General features: G+C 63.1%; 23 protein-coding genes. 12 read left to right on the top strand and 11 right to left on the bottom strand.

Annotated elements, in window-relative coordinates; all coding sequences use genetic code 11:
• Positions 1-197: 197 nt before the first annotated feature.
• The 4 genes from AYK65_RS05645 (at position 198) to AYK65_RS05660 (ending at position 5,635) form a co-directional block, all read left to right on the top strand.
• Positions 198-1,901, top strand: a complete 1,704-nt coding sequence (locus tag AYK65_RS05645; protein WP_026612657.1) for a LysM peptidoglycan-binding domain-containing protein — start codon at positions 198-200, stop codon at positions 1,899-1,901.
• A 173-nt stretch (positions 1,902-2,074) separates the two neighbouring features.
• The gene (locus AYK65_RS05650) at positions 2,075-3,964 is read left to right on the top strand and encodes an ABCB family ABC transporter ATP-binding protein/permease (protein ID WP_026612656.1); all 1,890 of its coding nucleotides are present in this window, start codon (positions 2,075-2,077) and stop codon (positions 3,962-3,964) included.
• A gap of 103 nt (positions 3,965-4,067) precedes the next feature.
• A complete protein-coding gene (locus tag AYK65_RS05655; protein WP_026612655.1) occupies positions 4,068-4,766 on the top strand; it encodes a phosphatidylserine decarboxylase in 699 nt (232 codons plus the stop codon).
• An 8-nt stretch (positions 4,767-4,774) separates the two neighbouring features.
• The gene (locus AYK65_RS05660) at positions 4,775-5,635 is read left to right on the top strand and encodes a CDP-alcohol phosphatidyltransferase family protein (protein WP_046118368.1); all 861 of its coding nucleotides are present in this window, start codon (positions 4,775-4,777) and stop codon (positions 5,633-5,635) included.
• Between the two features lie 143 nt (positions 5,636-5,778).
• Here the strand turns inward: AYK65_RS05660 and AYK65_RS05665 are convergent, their stop codons facing one another.
• From AYK65_RS05665 to alr, 5 genes are all read right to left on the bottom strand, one after another.
• On the bottom strand, positions 5,779-6,519 hold the full coding sequence (locus tag AYK65_RS05665; protein WP_046118367.1) for an SDR family NAD(P)-dependent oxidoreductase: 741 nt from the start codon (positions 6,517-6,519) through the stop codon (positions 5,779-5,781).
• Positions 6,520-6,529: 10 nt separating this feature from the next.
• Entirely contained in the window at positions 6,530-8,020 is a 1,491-nt protein-coding gene (gene purF, locus AYK65_RS05670; RefSeq protein ID WP_026612652.1) for an amidophosphoribosyltransferase, read from the bottom strand.
• 144 nt (positions 8,021-8,164) lie between these two features.
• A complete protein-coding gene (locus AYK65_RS05675; RefSeq protein WP_026612651.1) occupies positions 8,165-8,764 on the bottom strand; it encodes a CvpA family protein in 600 nt (199 codons plus the stop codon).
• Positions 8,765-8,908: 144 nt separating this feature from the next.
• Complete coding sequence (gene radA, locus AYK65_RS05680) at positions 8,909-10,309, bottom strand: DNA repair protein RadA (protein WP_026612650.1); 1,401 nt, start codon at positions 10,307-10,309, stop codon at positions 8,909-8,911.
• A gap of 118 nt (positions 10,310-10,427) precedes the next feature.
• Positions 10,428-11,567: an alanine racemase gene (alr, locus tag AYK65_RS05685; protein ID WP_081158018.1), complete on the bottom strand. Its 1,140-nt coding sequence runs from the start codon at positions 11,565-11,567 to the stop codon at positions 10,428-10,430.
• A gap of 140 nt (positions 11,568-11,707) precedes the next feature.
• On the opposite strand from alr, the gene AYK65_RS05690 reads away from it, so the two are divergent.
• The 3 genes from AYK65_RS05690 (at position 11,708) to AYK65_RS05700 (ending at position 13,643) form a co-directional block, all read left to right on the top strand.
• Entirely contained in the window at positions 11,708-12,565 is an 858-nt protein-coding gene (locus AYK65_RS05690) for an AraC family transcriptional regulator (RefSeq protein ID WP_081158019.1), read from the top strand.
• A gap of 122 nt (positions 12,566-12,687) precedes the next feature.
• Complete coding sequence (locus tag AYK65_RS05695; protein ID WP_172401980.1) at positions 12,688-13,341, top strand: AzlC family ABC transporter permease; 654 nt, start codon at positions 12,688-12,690, stop codon at positions 13,339-13,341.
• Positions 13,338-13,643: an AzlD family protein gene (locus tag AYK65_RS05700; RefSeq protein ID WP_081158021.1), complete on the top strand. Its 306-nt coding sequence runs from the start codon at positions 13,338-13,340 to the stop codon at positions 13,641-13,643. Before AYK65_RS05695 ends, AYK65_RS05700 begins: the two co-directional genes overlap by 4 nt.
• 41 nt (positions 13,644-13,684) lie before the next feature.
• On the opposite strand, the gene AYK65_RS05705 is transcribed toward AYK65_RS05700, so the two are convergent.
• The 5 genes from AYK65_RS05705 to rpsF form a co-directional block, all read right to left on the bottom strand.
• Positions 13,685-15,184, bottom strand: coding sequence for a replicative DNA helicase (locus tag AYK65_RS05705; RefSeq protein ID WP_026612645.1), 1,500 nt, complete (start codon positions 15,182-15,184; stop codon positions 13,685-13,687).
• A gap of 330 nt (positions 15,185-15,514) precedes the next feature.
• The gene (rplI, locus tag AYK65_RS05710) at positions 15,515-16,090 is read right to left on the bottom strand and encodes a 50S ribosomal protein L9 (RefSeq protein ID WP_081158022.1); all 576 of its coding nucleotides are present in this window, start codon (positions 16,088-16,090) and stop codon (positions 15,515-15,517) included.
• 34 nt (positions 16,091-16,124) lie between these two features.
• Positions 16,125-17,078: a YybS family protein gene (locus AYK65_RS05715; RefSeq protein ID WP_081158023.1), complete on the bottom strand. Its 954-nt coding sequence runs from the start codon at positions 17,076-17,078 to the stop codon at positions 16,125-16,127.
• Between the two features lie 193 nt (positions 17,079-17,271).
• Complete coding sequence (gene rpsR / locus AYK65_RS05720) at positions 17,272-17,520, bottom strand: 30S ribosomal protein S18 (protein WP_012707461.1); 249 nt, start codon at positions 17,518-17,520, stop codon at positions 17,272-17,274.
• 25 nt (positions 17,521-17,545) lie between these two features.
• A complete protein-coding gene (gene rpsF, locus AYK65_RS05725) occupies positions 17,546-17,992 on the bottom strand; it encodes a 30S ribosomal protein S6 (RefSeq protein ID WP_026612642.1) in 447 nt (148 codons plus the stop codon).
• Between the two features lie 377 nt (positions 17,993-18,369).
• Here rpsF and AYK65_RS05730 point away from each other — a divergent pair, with 377 nt between their 5' ends.
• Complete coding sequence (locus tag AYK65_RS05730) at positions 18,370-18,708, top strand: four-helix bundle copper-binding protein (protein ID WP_026612641.1); 339 nt, start codon at positions 18,370-18,372, stop codon at positions 18,706-18,708.
• A gap of 22 nt (positions 18,709-18,730) precedes the next feature.
• On the opposite strand, the gene AYK65_RS05735 is transcribed toward AYK65_RS05730, so the two are convergent.
• Positions 18,731-19,774 (bottom strand): aldo/keto reductase, encoded by a 1,044-nt coding sequence (locus tag AYK65_RS05735; protein WP_081158024.1) that lies wholly within the window; start codon positions 19,772-19,774, stop codon positions 18,731-18,733.
• A 433-nt stretch (positions 19,775-20,207) separates the two neighbouring features.
• Here AYK65_RS05735 and fabD point away from each other — a divergent pair, with 433 nt between their 5' ends.
• From fabD to fabF, 4 genes are all read left to right on the top strand, one after another.
• Positions 20,208-21,152: an ACP S-malonyltransferase gene (gene fabD / locus AYK65_RS05740; protein WP_046118362.1), complete on the top strand. Its 945-nt coding sequence runs from the start codon at positions 20,208-20,210 to the stop codon at positions 21,150-21,152.
• Between the two features lie 40 nt (positions 21,153-21,192).
• Positions 21,193-21,930: a 3-oxoacyl-[acyl-carrier-protein] reductase gene (gene fabG, locus AYK65_RS05745; RefSeq protein WP_046118361.1), complete on the top strand. Its 738-nt coding sequence runs from the start codon at positions 21,193-21,195 to the stop codon at positions 21,928-21,930.
• 338 nt (positions 21,931-22,268) lie between these two features.
• Positions 22,269-22,505 (top strand): acyl carrier protein, encoded by a 237-nt coding sequence (locus tag AYK65_RS05750; protein WP_003531676.1) that lies wholly within the window; start codon positions 22,269-22,271, stop codon positions 22,503-22,505.
• Positions 22,506-22,722: 217 nt separating this feature from the next.
• Positions 22,723-23,988, top strand: coding sequence for a beta-ketoacyl-ACP synthase II (gene fabF / locus AYK65_RS05755; RefSeq protein WP_046118360.1), 1,266 nt, complete (start codon positions 22,723-22,725; stop codon positions 23,986-23,988).
• Positions 23,989-24,260 lie beyond the last annotated feature (272 nt).

Genomic DNA, 24,260 nt, shown 5'->3' on the forward strand with positions numbered 1-24,260 from the left:
GAGCACTTTCGTTCAGCCCGATGAGCAGCAAAAGCTTGTACTGAACTGTAGGAAACGTTAGCAATTTCACTAATACATTGAAGAATTCGGACGGCTATGCCGCTATTGCGCTATAATGGTGTATTGGTGTCGCGGACTCGGGCCGGCGAAAGGGGCATGAGCGGAGCATCAAGACGCTCCGCCCTGTGGAGAGTGGCATGATAAAGAATAAGGCCAGCTGGGTGGCCCTCGGTGTCCTGGCGATTGCGACGGCTTTGATGGTCTTCGTGGTCCAGCCGAACTTGCGCGAAAGCGACAAGCAGGCCGCGCAATCCATTGCGAGCGGCGAGGCCGGCCAAACGGCGTCCGCGACGAAGACCGAAGGCCCATCCGCTAACGTGCAGCAGGGCACGGCCGGCGAGCAAGCGGCGGGCGCTGACAATGCGGCGCCGGCAGCCGAGACCGCTGTAAACGGGACCATTCCCGGGTTCGACATCCTCCGCGTTGAGCCGGACGGCTCGACTGTCGTTGCGGGCAGGGCGGAGCCCGGCACCAAGCTCGAGATCCTGAGCGGCGATAAAGTCGTCGGTACGGCCGACGTCGGCGCCGCTGGGGATTTCGCTGCCGTCTTCGACAAGCCGCTTGCAGCGGGCGATCACCAGTTGACGCTGAGAAGCGTCGGCCCGGACGGCGCCACCAGGACCTCGGACGAAGTTGCAACCATCTCGGTACCGCAGGATCCGAGCGGGCAATTGCTGGCTATGGTGTCGAAACCCGGCGAGGCGAGCCGCCTGATCACGACACCGAAGGCCGAGACGAAGCCGATGCAGGCAAAGGCTGAGCCCACCGCCGGTGACCCCGCTGGCGCTTCCGTTCCACTCGCGAAAACGAATGGAGTGCCGGGTCTCCAGGTCACGGCCGTCGAGATCGAGGGTGGCACGATGTACGTTGCTGGCAATGCCAAGCCCGGCTCCCTCGTGCGCATCTATGCGGACGACAAGCTGCTCGGCGAAACGAAGACGGACGACAAGGGGCATTTCGTCGTCGATGGTTCGATCGAGCTCTCGGTCGGCAGCCACATCATTCGTGCCGACATGATGAATGAAGACGCCAGCAAGGTGGCAATGCGCGCCTCCGTGCCCTTCGACAGGCCGGCAGGCGCGCAGGTCGCCGCCATCGCCGGTCCGTCCGACACGCCGGTTACGGCCCTCGGCAGCCTGAAGACGGAAGCAGGAAAGGCGCTTGCACTGTTGAGGGGGCTTTTCGCCGACGGAAAACAGCCTTCGGCCGAACAGCTCGCTGCCGCCCGCTCGGCAACGGAATTCGCGCTCCAATCGCTCGCCGAGTTCAAGCCGGCTGCCGATGCCGATCCGGCACTCGCAAAAGCCGCGGCCGAAACATCTAAGGCGGCGGCTAGCGCGCTGACCGCACTCAAGTCCTCGCCGCCGGACCCGGCAAGCGTTGCCGCCGCGTTGCAGAAAGTCGATGGAGCCATCGGTTCCGCATTGACGCAACAGAGCCTCGGCACCGCCGTTGCGACAGTTGAACTTCCGGTCGCCACGGGGAGCGGAGCCGCCAGGGCGACGGACGCGCCAAAGGTCGAGAACGCGGAGGAAGCGGCCGCCGCTCCGGCCCAGCAGGCAGCAGCGCCCGATGCGACGCAGGAGCAGCCGGCAACCATCGAACAGGCGCCGCTCAAGGAGAGCAAGACGTCCGTCATCATCCGCCGCGGCGATACGCTCTGGCAGATTTCGCGGCGCGTCTACGGCGCTGGCGTTCGCTACACGACGATCTATCTCGCCAACCGCGAGCAGATCGGCAATCCCGACCTGATCCGTCCCGGTCAGGTTTTCGGGGTCCCCGACGAGGCCCTCTCCGACGAGGAATCGCGGGAAATACACCGCAAGCACATGCGTCACTAAGAATAGCCGGTCTTTTGCCGGCACTTCCATTGCACCGGCGGCAGGGTGGACCTATCTGTCAGGAAATGCGGCGTCTTCAAAGGGCGCCGCTTTTCATTGAAGCTGGAGCGGGAAGGACGATGTAGGGCTCGCGCCTGCCTCCCGCGTCTCCAAAAATCGAAGCGGACTGAGACGTGGCACCCCAGAACAAGAAGACGGTTTCCGCCGACAGCGCCAATCCCGTCGGAACCATTGCGAATCTCTGGCCTTATATGTGGCCGGCGGATCGCATCGACCTGAAGCTCAGGGTCGTTTGGGCAACGGTTATCCTTGTGGTCGCCAAGGTCGTGCTCATTCTCGTACCCTATTTCTTCAAGTGGGCGACGGATGCGCTCAACAACAAACCGGACACGCTTGGCTTCCTGCCGCAGTTCCTGACGGGTGCCGTCATGCTGGTGCTCGCCTACAATCTCGCGCGCCTGCTGCAGGCAGGGCTGAACCAGCTGCGCGACGCGCTCTTTGCGAGCGTCGGGCAGCACGCCGTACGGCAGCTTGCCTACAAGACCTTCGTCCATATGCATCAGCTTTCACTCCGTTTCCATCTCGAGCGGCGCACTGGCGGGCTGTCGCGCATTATCGAACGCGGTACCAAGGGCATCGAGACGATCGTCCGTTTCACCATCCTGAACAGCGTACCGACAGTCATCGAGTTCTTGCTGACGGCGGTGATCTTCTGGTGGGGCTACGGCTTCACCTATCTCTTCGTTACGGCGGTCACCGTCTGGCTCTATATCTGGTTTACGGTGCGCGCGAGCGACTGGCGCATCGCGATCCGCCGCTCGATGAACGACAGCGACACCGATGCGAACACCAAGGCGATCGACTCGCTCCTCAATTTCGAGACCGTCAAATATTTCGGCAACGAAGAGATGGAGGCGAAGCGCTTCGACAGGTCGATGGAGCGCTATGAACGTGCCGCCACCCAGGTCTGGACGTCGCTCGGCTGGCTCAACTTCGGCCAGGCGCTGATTTTCGGCGCCGGCACGGCTGTGATGATGACGATATCGGCGCTTGCCGTGAAGCGCGGCGAGCAGACGATCGGCGACTTCGTCTTCATCAACGCCATGCTGATCCAGCTCGCAATTCCGTTGAACTTCATCGGCTTCGTCTATCGCGAAATACGCCAGGGGCTGACCGACATCGAACACATGTTCGATCTGTTGGACGTCCGCGCGGAAGTGGTCGACAAGGCCGACGCCAAGGAGCTCAAGATCCAGCGCGGCGCGATCGCCTTCCGCGACGTGCATTTCGCCTATGACGGCGCCCGGCCGATCTTGAAGGGGATTTCCTTCGAGGTTCCGGCCGGCAAAACGGTCGCCGTCGTGGGGCCGTCCGGTGCCGGCAAGTCCACCCTGTCGCGGCTGCTCTACCGCTTCTACGACGTTCAGCGGGGCTCGATCACCATCGACGGCCAGGATGTGCGAGATGTGACGCAGAAAAGCCTGCGCGCGGTAATCGGTATGGTGCCGCAGGATACGGTGCTCTTCAACGACACGATCGCTTACAACATCCGTTATGGCCGGGTGACGGCGAGCGATGCGGAAGTCGAGGTGGCGGCGGAGGCGGCGCAGATCGCCGACTTCATCCGCGGCTTGCCGGAGGGTTACCGGGCGATGGTCGGCGAGCGTGGGCTGAAGCTTTCGGGCGGCGAAAAGCAGCGTGTCGCGATCGCCCGTACCATCCTGAAGGCGCCGCCGATCCTGATCCTTGACGAGGCGACCTCCGCGCTCGACACGAAAACCGAGCAGGAGATTCAGGCGGCGCTGGACATCGTATCACGCAACCGCACGACGCTCGTCATCGCCCATCGGCTCTCGACGGTCATCAATGCCGACGAGATCATCGTCTTGAAGGATGGCGTCATTGCCGAACGCGGCACACACGGTGAGCTGATCGAGCGGGATGGCCTCTATGCTTCGATGTGGAGTCGCCAGCGCGAGGCGACGCAGGCCGAGGAACAATTGAAGCGGGTGCGCGAGAGCGACGATCTCGGTATCGTCGACCGCGGCGTGCCGGCGATCTGACCGAAGCGGCCGGTGCCGTCAGGCACTCGCCTGGCATTCGGCATTGCCGGACCATCGAGTTCGCGCTAGTTGACGTTCCACATCAATCTGGAGAGTAGGGTTCATGAGTTTGATCGACACGGTGCGCAACACGCTGGTTCCGGTGCACAAGGAAGGCTATCGCTTCATTGCGATCTTCTTCGTGGTTTCGCTGGTACTCGGTTTCGTATGGGAACCGCTGATGTGGATCGGCTTCGCGTTGACCGCCTGGTGTGCCTACTTCTTCCGCGATCCCGAACGGATGACGCCGATCGACGAGGATCTCGTCATCAGCCCGGCGGACGGCCGCGTGTCGTCGATCGCGACCGTGATCCCGCCCGAAGAACTGGGTCTCGGTTCGGAGCCGATGCTGCGCATCTCGGTCTTCATGAATGTCTTCGATTGCCATGTAAACCGTGCCCCAATGAGCGGCACCGTCCGCCGGATCGCTTACCGCGCCGGCAAGTTCGTGAATGCCGAACTTGACAAGGCAAGCCTTGAAAACGAACGCAACGGCCTCGTCATCGAGACAAAGCATGGCGCGATCGGCGTCGTTCAGATCGCTGGCCTGGTCGCCCGGCGTATCCTCTGCTGGACGACGGAAAATGCATCGCTCGAAACGGGCGAGCGCTTCGGCCTTATCCGCTTCGGTTCGCGCCTCGACGTGTTCCTGCCGCAAGGCGCTGAGCCGCGCGTCACGCTTGATCAGACGGCGGTCGGCGGCGAGACGGTGCTTGCTGAATTCGGTTCGGCCAAGGGGCCGGTTATCAGCCGTCGCGCGTGAGGATAGTCATGGAAGAGCCTCGGCACGAAAACTCAGCGGGAGCCCCGGAAACCGTCGAAACGGCGGGTTCGCACGACAAGGCGCGCGGACCGCGGTTGCGCGAAATTCCGCTGCGCCTGATGGTCCCCAACATGATCACGGTCCTGGCGATCTGTGCCGGTCTCTCCGGCATCCGGCTCGCCTTCGAGAACCGCTTCGAACTCGCAGTCGCCATGGTTCTCCTTGCCGCCTTCCTCGACGGCATAGACGGACGCATAGCACGCCTGCTCAAGGCCACGTCGAGCTTCGGAGTCCAGATGGACTCGCTCGCCGATATCATCAATTTCGGCGTGGCCCCGGCGCTTGTGCTCTATGTTTTTCTGCTCGACCAAGCGCGTTCCGTTGGTTGGATCGCGGCGCTGATCTATGCGATCGCGGTGGGTTTGAGACTCGCCCGCTTCAACGTCATGGCCGAGCGCCAGGTCAAGGCGGCCTGGCAGTCTGAATATTTCGTCGGCGTTCCGGCGCCTGCCGGTGCCATACTGGTGCTGCTGCCCGTCTATATCGGGCTTCTCGGCCTCGCGCCGGACCGGATCTTCGCCCTGATCGCCTCGGTCTACACTGTGCTGATTGCATTTCTGATGGTCAGCCGCCTGCCGGTGTGGTCAGGCAAATCAGAGAATCGCGTCCGCCGCGATCTCGTGCTGCCCGCCATTCTCGTCGTCGTCCTCTATGTAGCGACGCTGATGACCTATACCTGGGAGACGATGGCCGTAACCGCTGTTGGATATTTGATCATCCTGCCGTTCGGCGCGCGCTCGTGGCAGCGCAAATACGGCGACTGGCCGGGGGGGCAGGACGGCGACGGCCTGCCGGGCTACAACGAATAGCGACGAACGAGCTAGCGAGCGCCCCTCATCCGGCCTGCCGGCCACCTTCTCCCCACAAGCGGGGCGAGGGACACTCGCCGCGCGGCCTCATTTCCCTCTCCTCCGCTTGCGGGAGAGCGCCAATCTCAAGCGTATGCTTCCGCCTACTCCGGCAGCCGATAATCGACAATCTTCTTCTCGCGGACGATGAAGAGCTTGCCGGTTTCCGTCTGTTCGGGACCGAGGAGGGGCATCAGCGCCGCCGCGACCTCTGACGGATGCGGCACCGTTTCCGGATCTTCACCCGGCATCGCCTGCGCCCGCATCGCCGTCCGCGTAGCGCCCGGATCGACGCTGAGCACGCGCAAGGGCAGCCGCTGCGTCTCGTAGGCCCAGGTACGCGCCAGCGCTTCGACCGCCGCCTTCGACGCGGAGTAGGGCCCCCAAAAGGGCTTGCACTTGTGGGCGGCGCTCGAGGAAAGGAGAAGCGCGCGGCCGGCATCGGAGCGGGTCAGCAGCGGCTCGAGCGAACGGATCAACCGCCAAGTGGCGGTGACGTTGATCGCCATCACCTTTTCGAAGACCTTGGCCTCCACATGTCCGATCGGCGAAATCGTGCCGAGCACGCCCGCATTGGCAACCATGATGTCGAGCTTGCCCCAGCGTTCGTTGATGGCGCCGCCGAGCTTGTCGATTGCCGCCATGTCGGCGAGATCGAAAGGAACGAGCGTTGCCGAACCGCCCACGGCCTTGATCGCGTCGTCCAGCTCTTCGAGGCCGCCGACGGTGCGGGCGCATGCGATCACATGCGCTCCTGCCTTGGCGAGTTCGAGGGCAGTGAAATAGCCGATGCCGCGCGATGCGCCGGTGACGACGGCGATCCGGTCTTTCAGATTGGGCGTCATGTTGTCGTTGTTATCCGTTGCTGGCGAGAACCGAGAGCTTGCGGACGTTGCTCGCAGCCTCCTGGTCGAGAAGACGGGTCGGGTAGTCGCCGGTGAAGTAATGATCGGTGAATTGCGGCGCCTGCGGGTCGCGCGGCACGCCGCCGACGGCGCGGTAAAGCCCGTCGATCGACAGGAACTCGAGCGAGTCGGCGCCGATGTAGCGACACATCGAGGCGAGGTCCGAATGCTGGTTGGCAAGCAGCTTGTCGCGGTCCGGCGTGTCGATGCCGTAGAAGTCCGGGTGGAAGATCATCGGGCTTGCGACGCGGATATGCACTTCGCGCGCACCGGCGTCCCGGATCATCTGAACGATCTTGACCGAGGTGGTGCCGCGCACGATCGAGTCGTCAACGAGCACGACGCGCTTGCCGGCGATCATCGCCCGGTTGGCGGAATGCTTCAGCTTGACGCCGAAGGCGCGAATCTGCTGCGTCGGTTCGATGAAGGTCCGTCCGACATAGTGGTTCCGGATGATGCCGTATTCGAAGGGGATGCCGCTCTGCTGTGCGTAGCCGAGCGCGGCCGGAGTGCCGCCGTCGGGTACAGGAACGACAACATCCGCCTCGACGGGCGATTCCTTGGCGAGATTGCTGCCCATGTTCTTGCGCGCCACGTAAACGCTGCGGCCGCCGACGACCGAGTCCGGACGGGCGAAGTAAACATATTCAAAGAGGCAGAGGCGTTCAGGCCGCCTGGATTCCGGCTTACGCGCGTCGACCGAGATCGAGCCGTCCGGCTGGATCTCGCAAATGACCACTTCGCCGTTCTCGATGTCACGGATGTACTTGGCGCCAATGATGTCGAGAGCGCAGGTTTCCGAGCAGAAGATCGGCTTGCCGTCGAGCTCGCCCATTACGAGCGGGCGGATGCCGATCGGGTCGCGCGCAGCGATCAGCTTGGTTCGCGTCATCGCCAGCATCGAATAACCGCCTTCCATCTGGCGGATGGCGTCGATGAAGCGATCGGAGGAGGAGGTCTGCTTGGAGCGGGCGATGAGGTGAAGGACGACTTCGGTGTCCGAGGTCGACTGACAGATAGCGCCGTCGGCGATCAGCTGGCGGCGGAGCGTCAGGCCATTGGTGAAGTTGCCGTTATGGGCGATAGCGATGCCGCCGACTTCGAGCTCGGCAAAGAGCGGCTGGACGTTACGCAGTGCCACTTCGCCGGTCGTCGAGTAGCGCGTATGCCCGATGGAAATGTATCCTGGCAGCTTCGCGAGCGTCGCCGGATCGGTATAGTGGTCTCCGACGAGACCCATGCGCTTTTCGGTATAGAATTGCTTGCCGTCGAAGGTGACGATGCCGGCCGCTTCCTGTCCGCGATGCTGCAGCGCGTGCAGACCCAGCGCCGTCAGCGCGGCGGCGTCCGGATGCCCGAGAATGCCGAAAACGCCGCACTCCTCGTGGAGGGTGTCGCCGTCGAGTTCATCGTGGATTTCGCTGGATCTGAGATCGGTCATCGCAATTCGCCTTTGCTCCGTGCCGTGCGCATATCGTGATCAGGCCGCCAGTCGTCAAGCGATCTTAGCCGAAAACACTGGCAAGCGTCATTCCAAATGGACAAAGCCCGCACAGCGGGCTTTGTCGCGGATATCCTCTTGGCGTCAGCCGTTCGTCGCCGGCGCTTCCTCGACGGGGGCCTGCTCGGTGGCGGACGGCGGGTTCTCGCTCTCGCCTTCGCCCGTCGTGTCCTTGCCGCGCAGGCGGTCGAGAATGGTGGCGTCCGCCTCTTCGGGCAGCAGGGCGATCAGCTGATTGCCCAGATTGTCGAGCAGCGGCTTCGATTTCGCCTGGGTCACCCAGATCGGCTGCTGTGGCGGCGCTACCAGCCAGTTGAAGAACAGCATGGCGACGACCACCAGAAGAATCCCGCGCGCCGCGCCGAATAGGAACCCGAGCGTGCGGTCGAGCGCGCCGATGCGGCTGTCGATGATGAAATCGGCGATCCGCATCGTGATGAAGGAGATAATGATCAGCGCGATGAGAAAGATCACGGCGGCAGAGCCGATCATCGCGACCGTGTCGCTGCTCGTGTACTGCCTGGCATAGGGCAGCAGATGCGGATAGAGGAAATAGGCGGCGGCCGCGGCGCCGACCCAGCTCGCCACCGACAGAACCTCGCGCGAGAACCCTCTGACCATTGCGAGGATGGCCGAAAACAGCGCGACGCCGAGAACGATACCGTCGAGAATTGTGATGGGCATGTTGTCCTTACTCCGACCCGGTTTCGACTCGGGTCTTACCAAGCTTATCCGCCACCGGCCTTGTCCGCACGCGTTCAGAACGTCTTTCCACCGCAATCGCCAAGCGGGACCTCTCGAAGGATGCTTCCGGGCGCGGCCAATCTGTCAGTCCTCGTCCGCCTGCTGCAGAGCGCGCCGTGATCCAGCGATACGCGCCACCAGATCCGGCAGGCTTTCCATCTCGCTCCACCGGCCGGCGCCGTTCCTTGGCAACTCGGTCGAGGCAGATGGCAATACGGCCTGGGAGAAACCGAGCTTCTCGGCTTCCTTGAGACGTTGGGCGGTATGCGCAACCGGCCGGACGGCGCCCGACAAGCTGACTTCGCCGAAATAGACGCAATCGGCCGGAAGGGCAAGCCCGGCGAGCGACGAAACCAGTGCGGAGGCGACCGCGAGATCGGCGGCCGGTTCGGAAACGCGATAGCCCCCCGCTACGTTGAGATAGACGTCGTGCTGGCCGAGGCGGACGCCGCAATGGGCTTCGAGCACTGCGAGGATCATCGAGAGCCGCGCCGAGTCCCAGCCGACGACGGCGCGGCGCGGCGTTCCGAGAGAGGTGGGCGCCACGAGCGCCTGGACTTCCACGAGCACCGGCCGCGTTCCCTCCATGCCCGCGAAGACGGCGGCACCCGGCGATTTCTCGTTGCGTTCCCCGAGGAAGAGCTCTGAGGGGTTAGCGACCTCGCGCAGGCCCTTGTCCGACATCTCGAACACGCCGATCTCGTCGGTCGGCCCGAAGCGGTTCTTCACTGTCCTCAGGATGCGGTAATGATGGCCGCGGTCGCCCTCGAAATAGAGGACCGCGTCGACCATGTGCTCGACGACGCGCGGACCGGCGATCTGACCCTCCTTGGTCACATGGCCGACGAGCACGACCGCGGTGCCGGTCTGCTTGGCGAAACGGATCATCGCCTGCACGCCGGTGCGCACCTGCGTCACGGTCCCCGGAGCGGAATCGACGATGTCGCTCCAGAGCGTCTGGATCGAGTCGATGATCACGAGATCCGGGCGCTTGCCTTCGGAAAGTGTCGCGAGGATGTCCTCGACATTGGTCTCGGCGGCGAGAAGCACATCGCTGTCGGCAGCGCCGAGCCGCTGTGCGCGCAGCCGCACCTGCGCGACTGCCTCTTCGCCGGACACATAGATGACCCGATGCTTTCGACGCGCAAGCGCGGCTGCGGCCTGCATCAGCACCGTCGATTTGCCAATCCCCGGATCGCCGCCGACGAGCAGCGCCGAGCCGCGGACGAAGCCGCCGCCGGTCACGCGGTCGAGCTCGGATATGCCGGTCTCGATGCGCGGTGCATCCTCAATCTCGCCGGAGAGCGTCGTGAGCGCCACCGGCCGACCCTTCTTCGGCGTGCGGGAGGGACCGCCGCCGATGCCGGCCGTCGGGTCCTCTTCGATGATCGTGTTCCACTCGGCGCAGCCGTCGCACTTGCCCGCCCAGCGGGAATGGACTGTGCCGCAATTCTGGCAGATGAACTGGGTGCGGGCTTTCGCCATTGGTATCAGCTTTCGGAAATTTGCAGGAAGGCAGAACCGACTGCCGTCGGAGAATCACTCTCTCCCGGCCACATAATGCCGCGAAATCGTGTTTGAAAGGATTTCCTCTGTGCCTGCTTCAAGCGCCGCCGACATAGGTTCGATGATAGCGGCGTCCAAGGCTCGTCAGCAGTTCGTAGCCGATCGTGCCGCCGGCGCGTGCGACGTCGTCGATGGCGACGTTGCGGCCGAAGAGCTCGATATAGTCGCCGGGGCGCACGGCGTTTTCCGGCAGGTCGGTGACATCGAAAAGACTCAAGTCCATCGTCACCCGGCCGACATGCGGCACCTTTCTGCCATGCAGGAAGCCGAAGGCGCCGGAGGGCGTCGACTGCCGGAGTGTCACGCCGCCGCCCGAGACCGAACGATGGTAGCCGTCGGCATAGCCGATCGCGACCGTAGCGATGCGACTGTCGCGGGTGAACAGCGCGGAGGCGCCGTAGCTTGCCGTGCCGCCGGAGGGAACCGTCCGGACTTGGATGATGCGCGCTTCCGCAGTAACGACCGGCTTCATGGGGTTGACGGCACCGCTGACGGCCTCGCCGCCATAGACGGCGATCCCCGGACGGGTGAGGTCGAAGTGGTAATCCTCGCCGAGAAACACGCCGCCGGAATTGGCGAGACTCGCCGGCACGCCGTCGAAGGCGGCCGTCACCTCGCGGAAGCGCTGAAGCTGATAAAGGTTCATCGGGTGCTTCGGATCGTCGGCGCAGGCGAGATGGCTCATCACCAGCACGGGCGAAAAACTTGCAGGACGCGCCGGGTCGTGGGCGAGAGCGATCGCCTCCTCGACGGAGAGGCCGAGCCGGTTCATGCCGGTGTCGACGTGGAGCACGCAGGGATATTCACCATGTTCGGAAAGCGCGGCCATGAAGACGGCAAGCTGCTCCTCCGAATTGATGATCGGCACGAGGTCGTTGGCGAAGAAAAGCTCCTCATTGCCCGGCCACATGCCGGCAAGGATATAGATGCGCGCCTCGGGTATGAGCGGGCGAAGCTCCGCGCCTTCTTCCACGCTGGCGACGAAGAAATCGCGCGCGCCGGCGGCGTAAAGCGTCGGTGCCGCTTGAGCGAGGCCGATTCCATAGGCATCGGCCTTGAGCACGGCGGCCGCGCGTGCCTTGCCCGAGAGCTCGTTCATGGTCCGCCAATTGTCGGCGAGGGCAGTGAGGTCGATGGTGAGCCGGTTGGAGGCGGCAAGAAATTCGGGACTGTGCATAAGGCAAGCTCTTCCTGGTGAAGCCGCAGCATTACATACAAGCGCGGGAGGCGGCAAACTGCTTCGCCCGGATGAGGTACGCGATCGCGACGAGCACTTTTGTACAAGACCGATCCTCTTCACGCCGGTAGGATTGGCCGATGCAGACGATTTCTCAGGAACAGGCCATCGAGGCGATGCCGCTTCAGGGGGCCGAGCAGACCCGGTTCTGGCGGGACGGCCGCTTCAAGGGCATGGAGTGCCTGAGTGCGACCTTCATAACTCACGAATTTGCGCCGCATGCGCATGACACGTTCAGCATCGGCGCCATCGAGGCGGGGTCGCAGATCAGCACGATCAAGGGCGAGCGCTCGCAGACAGGACCGGGCGATCTCTATCTCATCAATCCGGACGAGGTGCATGACGGGCATCCGGGCAACGACGGCTATCGCTACCGGATGATCTATCCGACCGTGGAACTGGTCGTCGAGGTTCTCGAGGACGTCACCGGGCGCACGTTCCAGGGTACTCCCTCGTTTTCGCGGCAGTGGCTGACGGCACCGGAACTCGCCGCCGCTTTTCATCGCGCGCACCGCACGCTGGAGGGCAAAGTCGGTGCGCTGGAGGCGGACGAGGGCATGTTCAGCTTTCTGGCGACGCTGTTCCAGCGGCATGGAAGCGCTATCATCCTTCCGCCCCGGACGCGCGAGAGTTCCGCCGTGCATCGCGTTCGCGATTATCTGCTTGCCAATTACTCGACCGACGTCGGCCTTGACGAGCTTGCGAAAGTGGCCGGTCTCAGCCGGGCGCATCTGATCCGCGCGTTTCGCAAGGAGTTCCATATCACCCCGCATGCCTTTCTTACCGACAAACGCGTGCGCGAGGCGAAGACGCTTCTGCGTCAAGGCTGGTCCGCCGCCGACACTGCCTATCATTGCGGCTTTGCCGATCAGGCGCACTTTACACGGCATTTCAAGGCGAGGACCGGCGTGACGCCTGGGGCCTTCCGCACCGGCTGATCACTTTCGTTCAAGACGCGTCGTCTGCATTCCTTGTAGGGCTCTCGGCCATACAACGATGGAGATCGCAGACGATGAAAAGGGCAGGGATTTTTGACGAATTTGCCGGCGGCGCGCGGGCGATGGCTCCGCTTATCGTCGCTGTAATGCCGATTGGGCTCGTCTTTGGAGCGGTCGCCGCCGCAAAGGGCTTGTCAAGCCTCGAAGTGCTGCTGATGAGCGCCCTTGTCTTCGCCGGCGGCTCGCAATTTGTGGCCATGGATATCTGGACGCACCCGGCATCCTGGAGTGCGCTCGCCTTCTCAGGCTTGCTCGTCAATATCCGTCACGTGCTGATGAGTGCTTCGATCGGCACGAAAATGCCGGCCTTCTCTGGCCCGGCGAAATATGCGGCGATGCTGCTGCTTGCCGACGAGATCTGGGCGATGGCGGAGTTTCGCGCCGGAGGGACACGGCTCACGCCCGCCTGGTATGCGGGCCTGGCGCTGCCGTTCTATTGCGTCTGGGTGTTGACCAGCCTTGCCGGTTCCATCGCAGGCGCCTTCGTGGGAGATCCGAAGACGATCGGTCTCGATTTCGCGTTCCCAGCGGTTTTCATCGTTCTGGTCATGGGTTTCTGGAAGGGACGCGAAGCCGGTGCGGTGCTGGCGGCGAGTGCGGTGGCGGCGGTGATCGCCGATCAATTCCTGCCCGGCGTCTGGTACATCGCCGCCGGGGCCGCCGCGGGCGTTGCCGCCACTCTCTTCGCCAGCCAACGCCGGGAGGCTTGCGCATGACGCTCGATCCGAACACGCTTCTCGCGATTGTCGCCATGGCGGTGGCGACCGTGCTGACCCGCATCGGCGGTCTTGTTCTCATCCGTTTCGTGACCATCGGTCCCCAGCAGAAACGAGCGCTGGATGCCATCCCGCCGGCTGTGCTGATGGCCGTCATCGCTCCGACGGCGTTCGTCACCGGACCAGCCGAGACCTTGGCCGCCTTGGCTACCGCAATTGTCGCCACGCGGTTGCCGCTGCTTGCGGCCGTAGCGACCGGCGTGATTGTCGTGGCCGTTGCGAGAGCGTCGATAGGGGCGTGAAGGCTGGAGCTACGCTGGACTTCCGCCCCTCAACCGCCCGATCAATGCTCGTACTGCGTAAACGATGGATCCGCGAGATCCGAGAAGCGGGTGAATTCCGACTGGAATGCGAGCTTGACCGTGCCCGTCGGTCCGTGGCGCTGCTTGGCGATGATCACGTCCGCCGTGCCCTTCACCTGCTCCATCTTCATCTTCCATTCTTCGTATTTCGGGTCGAACTCGTCGCGCGGTTCCATGTTCTTGACGTAGTATTCTTCGCGGAACACGAAGAGCACCACGTCGGCGTCCTGCTCGATCGAGCCCGATTCGCGCAGGTCCGAGAGCTGCGGCCGCTTGTCCTCACGGCTTTCCACCGCGCGCGAGAGCTGCGAGAGCGCGATGATCGGCACATTCAGCTCCTTGCCGAGCGCCTTGAGGCCGGTGGTGATCTCGGTGATCTCCTGCACGCGGTTTTCGCCCGATTTCTTCGAGCCGGTCATGAGCTGGACGTAGTCGACCACGAGCACGTCAAGGCCGCGCTGCCGCTTCAAGCGGCGAGCGCGCGCGGCAAGTTGGGCGATCGAAATGCCGCCGGTCTGGTCGATATAGAGCGGCACCTTCTGCATCATTTGCGAGCAGGCGACGAGCTTTTCGAAATCGGCCTCCGAAATGTCGCCTCGGCGGATCTTCGACGATGAGACCTCGGTCTGCTCGGAAATGATGCGGGTGGCGAGCTGCTCGGACGACATTTCGAGTGAATAGAAGCCGACGACGCCGCCGTTCTTCGCCTTGAAGGAACCGTCCGGCTGCACCTCCGGTTCGTAGGAGGCGGCAATGTTGTAGGCGATATTGGTCGCAAGCGACGTCTTGCCCATGCCCGGTCGGCCGGCGAGGATGATCAGGTCCGAACGCTGCAGCCCGCCCATCTTCGAATCAAGCGAATGGATGCCGGTGGAGATGCCGGAAAGGTGACCATCGCGCTCGAAGGCCTGTCCCGCCATGTCGATGGCGAGCGCCACCGCATCGTTGAACGACTGGAAACCGCCGTCGTAGCGGCCGGTCTCGGCAAGTTCGAAGAGGCGCCGCTCCGCGTCCTCGATCTGGCTCTGCGGCGGCATGTCGAGCGGCGCGTCATAGGCGATGTTGACCATGTCCTCGCCGATGGTGATCAGCGAGCGGCGCAGCGCCAGATCGTAGATCGCCCGGCCGTAATCCTCGGCGTTGATGATCGACACCGCTTCGGCGGCAAGGCGCGCGAGATATTGCGCGACCGTCAACTCGCCAACCTTCTCGTCGGCCTTGAGGAAGGTCTTGATGGTCACCGGGTTGGCGGTCTTGCCCATGCGAATGATGTCGCCGGCAACCTCGAAGATCTTGCGATGCAGTGGCTCGTAGAGATGCACCGGCTTCAAGAAGTCGGAAACGCGGTAGAAGGCATCGTTGTTGACGAGAATCGCGCCGAGCAGCGCCTGCTCCGCTTCCAGGTTGTTCGGCGCTTCGCGGTAGTGCTGGTCCGCCTGATCCTTGGCCAAGGGAGCGAGCTTTCGCGCTGCGTCGTTCATGGTGTTTCCGTTTCCGCCTGTATGTCCCGTGAGCTATCCGGTTTGCTGACTGCAGTCCCCGACGTCTAGTGCAGACGTGCAACAGTGCCACGGCACTCAACCCCGTCCATTGCCTTTGCCCGTTGTTCACACTGATCCACAGGGTGCGGCAAACGCCCCGAAAAATTGTGCGGGGGTACTGGATAACGGCGTCGAGGCCAGACAGGCAATCTATCTGATTCGCGGTCGCGCGTCGTTTGTGGATGCTGCAGGGACAACGCCGCGTCACGGAAAAAGAAAAAGCCCGGCTCGCGGGGAGCCGGGCTTTCCATTCAGTTCTGTGGCTGACGCTTATTCTTCTTCGGTTTCGAATTCGGCTTCCGGGTTGAAGAAGTCTTCCGGCTTCAGGGCGTCTTCGTCGACACCGTAGATTGCATCGGCCGACGTCAGGCTTTCGCCCTTGGCCTGGCGCTCTGCCTCTTCGGCCGAACGGGCGACGTTGACTTCGACCACCACGTCGACTTCCGCATGCAGGTGCAAGGTGACCTTGTGAACGCCGATCGTCTTGATCGGCTGGTTGAGGTTGACCTGATTGCGGTTGACGTCGAAGCCTTCGGCGGCCAGTACGTCCACGATATCACGAGCGGCAACCGAGCCGTAAAGCTGGCCGGTCTCACCCGCGGAGCGAACGATGACGAAGGACTTGCCGTCGAGCTTCTCGGCAATCTTCTGGGCTTCCGACTTGCGCTCGAGGTTGCGAGCTTCAAGGGTTGCGCGCTCGGATTCGAAGCGAGCCTTGTTGGCGGCATTGGCGCGCAGCGCCTTGCCGAGCGGCAGCAGGTAGTTGCGCGCGAAGCCGTCGCGGACCTTTACGGTTTCACCCATCTGGCCGAGCTTGGCGATGCGTTCGAGGAGAATGACTTCCATTTTGGTTTCCTTTCAGTTTGGCTTGTGTCGTTGATCAGTTTTCTCCCGTCGGCGTGAGCGCGATGGTGCGGCGCGTATCGGTCAAGCCGGTGAGGAGGAAGAAGACAGCCGGGATCGTGAAGACGAGCACCGACAGGTATGCGATCCACAGCACGGGAAGCCGCCAGGACTTGCCGCGTGTGCGGAAATGGAAGGAGGCAAAGCCCGAAAGCAGGAAACCCGCTCCGAACGTGCCGCAGACGAGTGCGCCGATCGCCGCAGGCGCACCACCGATGAAGGTGAGGAGGAGGCCTGCGAGGAAGGCGAAGATGGCGTTGCGGTGCATTCTCAGCGCGGAGGGGATGTCCTCGCGCGGACGCAGGGACTTGCCGGACATTTGCACGATGCGCGTCGCGATGTAATAGGCGGCAAACAGCATCACGACCCAGATCGCGCCCTGTACGAGCGGCAGGGCCAGGGTGAACATCGATTTGAGCTGGGCGATTGCCGCAGCGTCGGGACTATAGAGCGGCTCCTGCGCCTTCACAGCCTCTATCACCATGTCGACCATGAGGTCGGACACGCTGGAATCATATCCGACGATGTAGCCGACGATGATCATTCCGACGGTCACCAGCCCGGCGAGATGCACGAGAATGTCGGAAAGGGGATACCAGGCGAGAGCGCCCTCGGGACCGCCGAGTTCGGAAGCCGGGCGCGCAAGGTTGGAGAGGTGGCTAAGCCAACCGGCCGGAATGAGCGTCACGACCACGATCAGCAGCGCGAAATAGGATGAAACCAATGCGGCTGCCGTAGCGCCCGCGACAACGATCGCGGCGAGGGCGGCGGCATTGCCCCAGCCGAGGCCGGCGATCAGGATCGGCAACGCGGAAGCGGCATAAAGAACGATCGCAAGGGACGACTGCGTATTCGCGCCCATCGACAAGAGGGCGGCGGTAGCGCCGGCGAGCGCGCCGGTCGGCAGCGATGTCCTGTTCCAGTTCTTCACGTTCGCTGTCCTGCTTCTAAGGCAGTTAGGGGCGGCGATCCGCCTAGCCCCAACATGGGATTTCATGCGCTTTTCGCGCCGGTTCCGATCCGCGCCCACCGCGGAAGGGAGAGTTGAAGGCGCCCGCTGCGGCGAACGCCTTCAACCTGATTGGCTTCCGTTGAGTCAGGCGCTCAACGGAGAGTCAGTTGCCTTACGATACGACGTAGGGCAGCAGGCCGAGGAAGCGTGCGCGCTTGATCGCCTGGGCGAGCTCGCGCTGCTTCTTCTGGGAGACGGCCGTGATGCGGGACGGTACGATCTTGCCGCGCTCGGAAATGTAGCGCTGCAGCAGGCGAACGTCCTTGTAGTCGATCCGCGGAGCGTTTGCGCCCGAGAAGGGGCAGGTCTTGCGGCGGCGGTGGAACGGACGGCGTACCGGAGCGGAAGAAACTTCAGCCATTGTCATCTATCTCCTAAAGCTTCTGTTACGCGCGGTCTTCACGCGGGCGGCGCGGACGGTCTTCACGGTCACCACGGTCCGGACGCGGACCACGGTCGAAACCGCCTTCACGTGGGCCACGGCCTTCGCCGCGCGGACGATCGTCGCGATCGCGCTTCTGCATCATGGCGGACGGACCTTCCTCGTGCTTCTCGACGGCGATCGTCATGTAGCGCAGGATGTCTTCGTTGATGCGCATCTGGCGCTCGACTTCGTGGACGGCCGGTGCCGGAGCATCGATGTCCATCAGGACGTAATGAGCCTTGCGGTTCTTCTTGATGCGATAGGTGAGGGACTTCAGGCCCCAGTTCTCGACGCGACCGACCTTGCCGCCGTTCGCTTCGATCACGCCCTTGTACTGCTCGACGAGAGCGTCGACCTGCTGCGGTGTGATGTCCTGCCGAGCGAGGAACACGTGTTCATAAAGAGCCATTGTGGCTTGCCTTTCTTGCGTTAATCAGCCCGGGCCTCGGCGGCTAAGCCTCAACGACTGTTCTTAAAGGCTGTGGTGAGCCGGCAAGAAAGTGTTGTATCGAGACGGTCGAGAGCGGAGACACGGGAGGCCGGAATGCCTTGCATTCCTGGCGGCTTCCCCGTCGGAAGCCGGCCCTCCGTTCAGCCACCAGCCAGAAGACCGGGCGTTTCGAACAGCGCGCTTATACGCATTTTCCGCGGAAATGCAAGGCGCGATCGGAAGATCGTTACAGCAGCCCGGAGAGGCGTGCGGCGCGTAGGCGCGACGTTGCGGAACAATCGTTCTCACTCCCTGTTGGACGCCTTGCAGCCGGACAAACCCGCGGGAGACAAAAAATGCACGAGTTCGATCCGAGAATGCAGGAGTGCCTAGAAAATTGCCTGGTCTGTTACCGTGTCTGCCTTTCGACGGCGATGAGCCATTGTCTGGAGGCCGGCGAGGAGCACACCGAGCCTCCGCACTTCCGGCTGATCATGGCTTGCGCCGAGATATGCCGGACCGCAGCGCATTTCATGCTGATCGGGACACCGCATCACCGGCATCTCTGTCGCGAATGTGCAGAGATTTGCACCGAATGCGCGGCTGACTGCGAACGCATCGGCGACATGGCCGAATGCGTCGAGGCCTGCCGGCGTTGCGCCGAAAGCTGCCGTCAGATGGCCGCTTGGGATTAGGACCGCAGAGAGCCGGCGCCGTTCAGATCGGCGCCGGATACAGCCGGTGCAGGCGCCTTATGCCGTTCATCACGTCCTGCGAAAGCGTGACGCCCGCAGCGCCGATATTGGTCATCAGCTGCGCCATCGACGTCGCGCCGATGATGACAGAGGTCATGAAGGGGCGCCTGAGGCAGAAGGCGAGCGCCATCTGGGCGGGGTCGAGGCCGTGCTCGCGGGCGAGCGCCACGTACGCGGCAACGGCAGGTTCCTGGTGCGGCGTGAAGCGGCCGCCAAGATCGCCGTTGATCGACAGCCGCGAACCGGCGGGCTTTGCGCCGTCGAGATATTTGCCGGTGAGGAGCCCGGCTGCGAGCGGCGAATAGGCAAGCAGGCCGACATCCTCGTGGTGCGACACTTCCGCGAGGTCGAGATCGTAGGGCCGGTAGAGCAGGTTGTACTCGTTCTGGATCGTCGCCACCCGCGGCAGGCCATATCTTCTCGCCAAGTTGAGCATCTTCATCGTGCCCCAGGCGGTTTCGTTGGACAGCCCGATGGCACGGATCTTGCCCGCCTTTACGAGATCGCCAAGCTTGTCGAGGATAGCCTTCAGGTCAGCGGTGACCTGCTCCGTCTCCTGCCGAGACGGGTCGTAGGACCAGGCGTTGCGGAAATGATAGTGGCCGCGGTTCGGCCAGTGAAGCTGGTAGAGGTCGATGTAATCGGTCTTGAGCCGCCTGAGGCTGGCCTCGAGCGCTTGATCGATTCCTTGCGGCGTGATCGGCTCGCCGTTGCGGATATAGGGGCGGCCGGAGCCGGCGACCTTGGTTGCGACCACCACGTCGTCGCGCCGGCCGCGTGCTGCCAGCCAATCGCCGATGATCCGCTCGGTACTGCCGTAAGTTTCCTCCGAAAGCGGCGTGGTCGGATAGAGTTCGGCCGTGTCGATGAGGTTGACGCCATGGTCGAAAGCGTAGTCGAGTTGCTCATGGGCTTCGGCAGGGGTGTTCTGGGAGCCCCAGGTCATCGTGCCGAGGCAGATTTCGGAAACTTTGATGCCGGTGCGGCCGAGCGTGTTGTAGCGCATGATGTCACTTCCTTTTGTGGACGGAGTCGCGCCGGCGGGAGGGAAGGGCGCACCGCCTGGGAATGATGAGTAGAGGCCGCAGCCCAGAGGCGTCGTGCGGGCGCGGCGGCAAAAGCCGGGCAAACTTACGCCTTGATTGGCGAAGATCAAGGGCAAAAGCCTACAGCGCCGCGCGTCTTATAAGCCGCAAAGGTCGCTGTGGTACTTTGAGACACTGAATGTTTTCGTCCTTAAATCGGGACGATTTGAGGAAACATGCAGTGGGCGAGGCCCGGGAAGACGGGCTCTGCGCTTGACTTGCCGTCTAGGAATGTGAATGGAGAGAAAAACACGGGCAGGGTAAAAGAAGTGCCCGCCCGGTCAAAATCAGGAATCGATCGCGCCGGTCTCGAAATGCTCCAGGTCGTTCGTGATCCAGGGAAGGGCACTCTTGATGAGCATCGCATTCACGTTCCCCGGCCAGGGCAGCCAGGCCGTCGGCATGGGCAAGGATCTGGCCGAAGCCTTTCCGGAGGCCGCTGCCGTCTTCGCCGAAGTCGACGAGGCGCTCGGCGAAAAGCTCTCCGACATCATGTGGAACGGGCCGGAAGAGACCCTGACGCTGACCGCGAACGCGCAGCCGGCGCTGATGGCGGTCTCCACGGCGGTGATCCGGGTGCTCGAGGCGAGGGGGCTTGATCTCAAGAGCAAGGTGTCGTTTGTCGCCGGCCACTCGCTCGGCGAGTATTCGGCGCTCTGTGCCGCCGGCACCTTTTCGCTTGCCGACACGACGCGGCTCCTGCGCATCCGCGGCAATGCGATGCAGGCGGCAGTTCCCGTCGGCAAGGGCGCAATGGCCGCGATCATCGGCCTGGAGCACGATGACGTCGAAGCGGTTTGCCGCGAGGCCTCGTCGCTCGGATCGTGCCAGATCGCCAACGACAATGGCGGCGGCCAATTGGTGATTTCGGGCGAGAAGCAGGCTGTCGAGAAGGCGGCGGCGCTCGCCTCTGAAAAGGGGGCCAAGCGCGCCTTGATGCTGCCGGTATCGGCGCCCTTCCATTCCGCGCTGATGGCGCCCGCCGCAGAGGCGATGCGTGAGGCGCTCTCCGAGGTCGAGAAGCGCGATCCGGTCGTGCCGGTCGTTGCGAACGTCCTTGCCGCGCCGGTGAGCGATTCCGGCGAGATTGCTCGCCTGCTCGTCGAACAGGTGACGGGCCAGGTGCGCTGGCGCGAGACGGTGCAATGGTTCGCGGCCAACGATGTGACGACGCTTTACGAGATCGGCTCCGGCAAGGTGCTGACGGGACTTGCCCGGCGGATTGACAAGACTGTCAACGGCATCGCCGTCAATTCGCCCGCCGATATCGACACGGCGCTTGCCGCCCTTCTGGCCTAAGTGTCCTATTATTGGGCGCCCTATTATAAGGAAGAAATCCATGTTTGATCTTTCCGGCCGCAAGGCTCTCGTTACCGGCGCCTCCGGCGGTATCGGCGAGGAAATCGCCCGCATGCTGCATGCTCAGGGGGCCATTGTCGGCCTGCATGGCACCCGCGTCGAGAAGCTCGAAGCCCTCGCCAACACGCTCGGCGATCGCGTCCAGATCTTTCCAGCAAACCTTTCCGACCGCGCCGAGGTTAAGGCGCTCGGTGAGAAGGCGGAGGCCGGGCTCGGTGGTGTCGACATCCTCGTCAACAATGCCGGCATCACCAAGGATGGCCTCTTCGTCCGCATGAGCGACGAGGACTGGGACAATGTCATGGAGGTCAACCTGACGGCCGTTTTCCGGCTGACGCGCGAGCTCACCCATCCGATGATGCGACGCCGCTTTGGCCGGATCGTCAACATCACCTCCGTCGTCGGCGTCACCGGCAATCCCGGCCAGACCAACTACTGTGCCTCCAAGGCCGGCATGATCGGTTTCTCGAAGTCGCTCGCCCAGGAGATCGCGACCCGCAACGTCACGGTCAACTGCGTCGCGCCGGGCTTCATCGAAAGCGCCATGACCGGCAAGCTCAACGAGAAGCAGAAGGAAGGGATCATGGCCGCGATCCCGATGCGGCGGATGGGAACCGGCGCGGAGGTCGCTTCCGCGGTCGCTTACCTCGCGTCGAACGAGGCGGGTTACGTCACCGGCCAGACCATTCATGTCAACGGCGGCATGGCGATGATCTGATGCGGCGTCGGGGCGCCGCGGTTCTGGCCTCTTCGCCTCCCGCGGGACGCCCGAAAGGCGTCTTTGTCTGTTGGTGCCAAATGCCTGAAATTCAATGTTGACCAAGCGAATGTCGGGCATTTTCGCACTTTGCGACAGACTTAAACCGTGTTAATCGGGCCTTGACTGTGCGCAGTCGACCGGTCCGGACAGGCATCCGGCAGCCCTTGCTGCCCTAGGTATCCGCGGTTTCGGTTGGATGGATTGCCCGTTGGGCCATCTTGGTCTATCAGGCGTGATTGAGAGTACCGGTGCCGGAATCGGCGCCGCAAAGAAACATAAGGTCGAGGATCTCCGACATGAGCGATATCGCAGAACGCGTGAAGAAAATTGTTATTGATCATCTTGGCGTCGATGCCGAAAAGGTCAGTGAAGGCGCAAGCTTCATCGATGACCTCGGCGCGGACTCGCTCGACACGGTCGAACTGGTCATGGCATTCGAAGAAGAATTCGGTGTCGAAATCCCGGACGACGCAGCGGACTCGATCCTGACCGTCGGCGACGCCGTCAAGTTCATCGAAAAAGCTCAGGCCTGATCCTTTACGGCTCAGGCCACCACGGGCCGCAGCTGCGGCCCGTGCAGCCCTGGGGAAGTGGGCTGGCCCGCGTTGATTGCGGGTTGCGATCAGCAAAGCGTTCCCGCCTTTCCCTCTGATCGTCATTAACGAGATTTACAATGCTTGCACGGATCGGGATCATCACGCGTGGCCCGACCCGGCGCTTGAATTGAACAGCCAGGGTGGGTCACGGGTTATGAGACGTGTCGTTATCACCGGTACCGGCATGGTATCTCCTCTGGGTTGCGGAACCGAAGTCAGCTGGTCGCGTCTTCTGGCAAGCCAGAACGCAGCCCGCAAGGTCACCGAGTTCGAGGTCGAAGACCTCCCCGCCAAGATTGCCTGCCGCATTCCCTTCGGGGATGGCTCGGACGGCACCTTCAATGCCGACGATTGGATGGAGCCCAAGGAGCAGCGTAAGGTCGATCCTTTCATCGTCTATGCGATGGCTGCCGCGGACATGGCGCTCGCCGATGCCGGTTGGAAGCCCGAGAGCGATGAGGACCAGATCGCGACCGGCGTGCTGATAGGCTCCGGCATCGGTGGCCTCGAGGGCATAGTCGACGCCGGCTACACGCTGCGTGACAAGGGCCCGCGCCGCATTTCGCCTTTCTTCATTCCCGGCCGCCTGATCAACCTCGCCTCCGGCCAAGTCTCCATTCGCCATAGGTTGCGAGGTCCCAACCATTCGGTGGTAACAGCCTGCTCGACCGGTGCGCATGCGATCGGCGACGCGAGCCGCCTGATCGCGCTCGGAGATGCAGACGTGATGGTTGCCGGCGGTACCGAATCGCCTATCTGCCGCATTTCGCTCGCGGGCTTTGCTGCCTGCAAGGCGCTCTCGACCCAGCACAACGACAACCCCGAAAAGGCGTCGCGGCCCTATGATGCCGATCGTGACGGTTTCGTCATGGGCGAAGGCGCGGGCATCGTCATTCTGGAAGAATTGGAGCACGCCAAGGCACGCGGCGCCAAGATCTATGCCGAGGTCATCGGCTACGGCCTGTCCGGCGACGCCTTCCACATCACTGCTCCGTCCGAGGACGGCGAGGGCGCCTACCGCTGCATGCAGATGGCGCTGAAGCGTGCGGGCATCACCGCCGCCGACATCGACTACATCAACGCGCACGGCACCTCCACCATGGCCGACACGATCGAGCTCGGCGCGGTCGAGCGGCTGGTCGGCGACAATGCACCGAAGATCTCCATGTCTTCCACGAAGTCCGCGATTGGGCATCTTCTCGGCGCGGCCGGCGCGGTCGAGGCCATCTTCTCGGCGTTGGCGATTCGCGACAACATCGCTCCGCCCACCCTCAATCTCGACAATCCTTCGGTCGAGACGAGGATCGACCTCGTTCCGCATGTCGCCCGCAAGCGCGAAATCAACGTGGCGCTGTCGAACTCATTCGGCTTCGGCGGCACCAACGCCTCGCTCATTCTGCGCCGCTACACCGGCAATTGACTATCTGGATCGCGCCGGCTTCGGGGGCGGCGGGGAATGCGGGCGCAAAGTCGCGCGCAGTTTTCGTCCCCCGCATCAGCACCGGTCGCGATCCTGCTTTTTGCCGCAATGCTCGCTACAAGCTGTCGGAGGAGGAGGTGGTGGCGCTTTCAGCGCCGCCGCCGAAGGGCTATGTTCGCGCAAGGCACATCTGATAATTGCAAGTATACCCGTTGCTCTGCAGCGCCGCGCGTCCGCCGGACGTGCTAAATTGCTGCAACACTTTGAATCGC

Origin of the sequence: Ensifer aridi, assembly GCF_002078505.1 — a bacterium.
In the GTDB taxonomy this organism is placed as follows: Bacteria; Pseudomonadota; Alphaproteobacteria; order Rhizobiales; family Rhizobiaceae; genus Sinorhizobium; species Sinorhizobium aridi.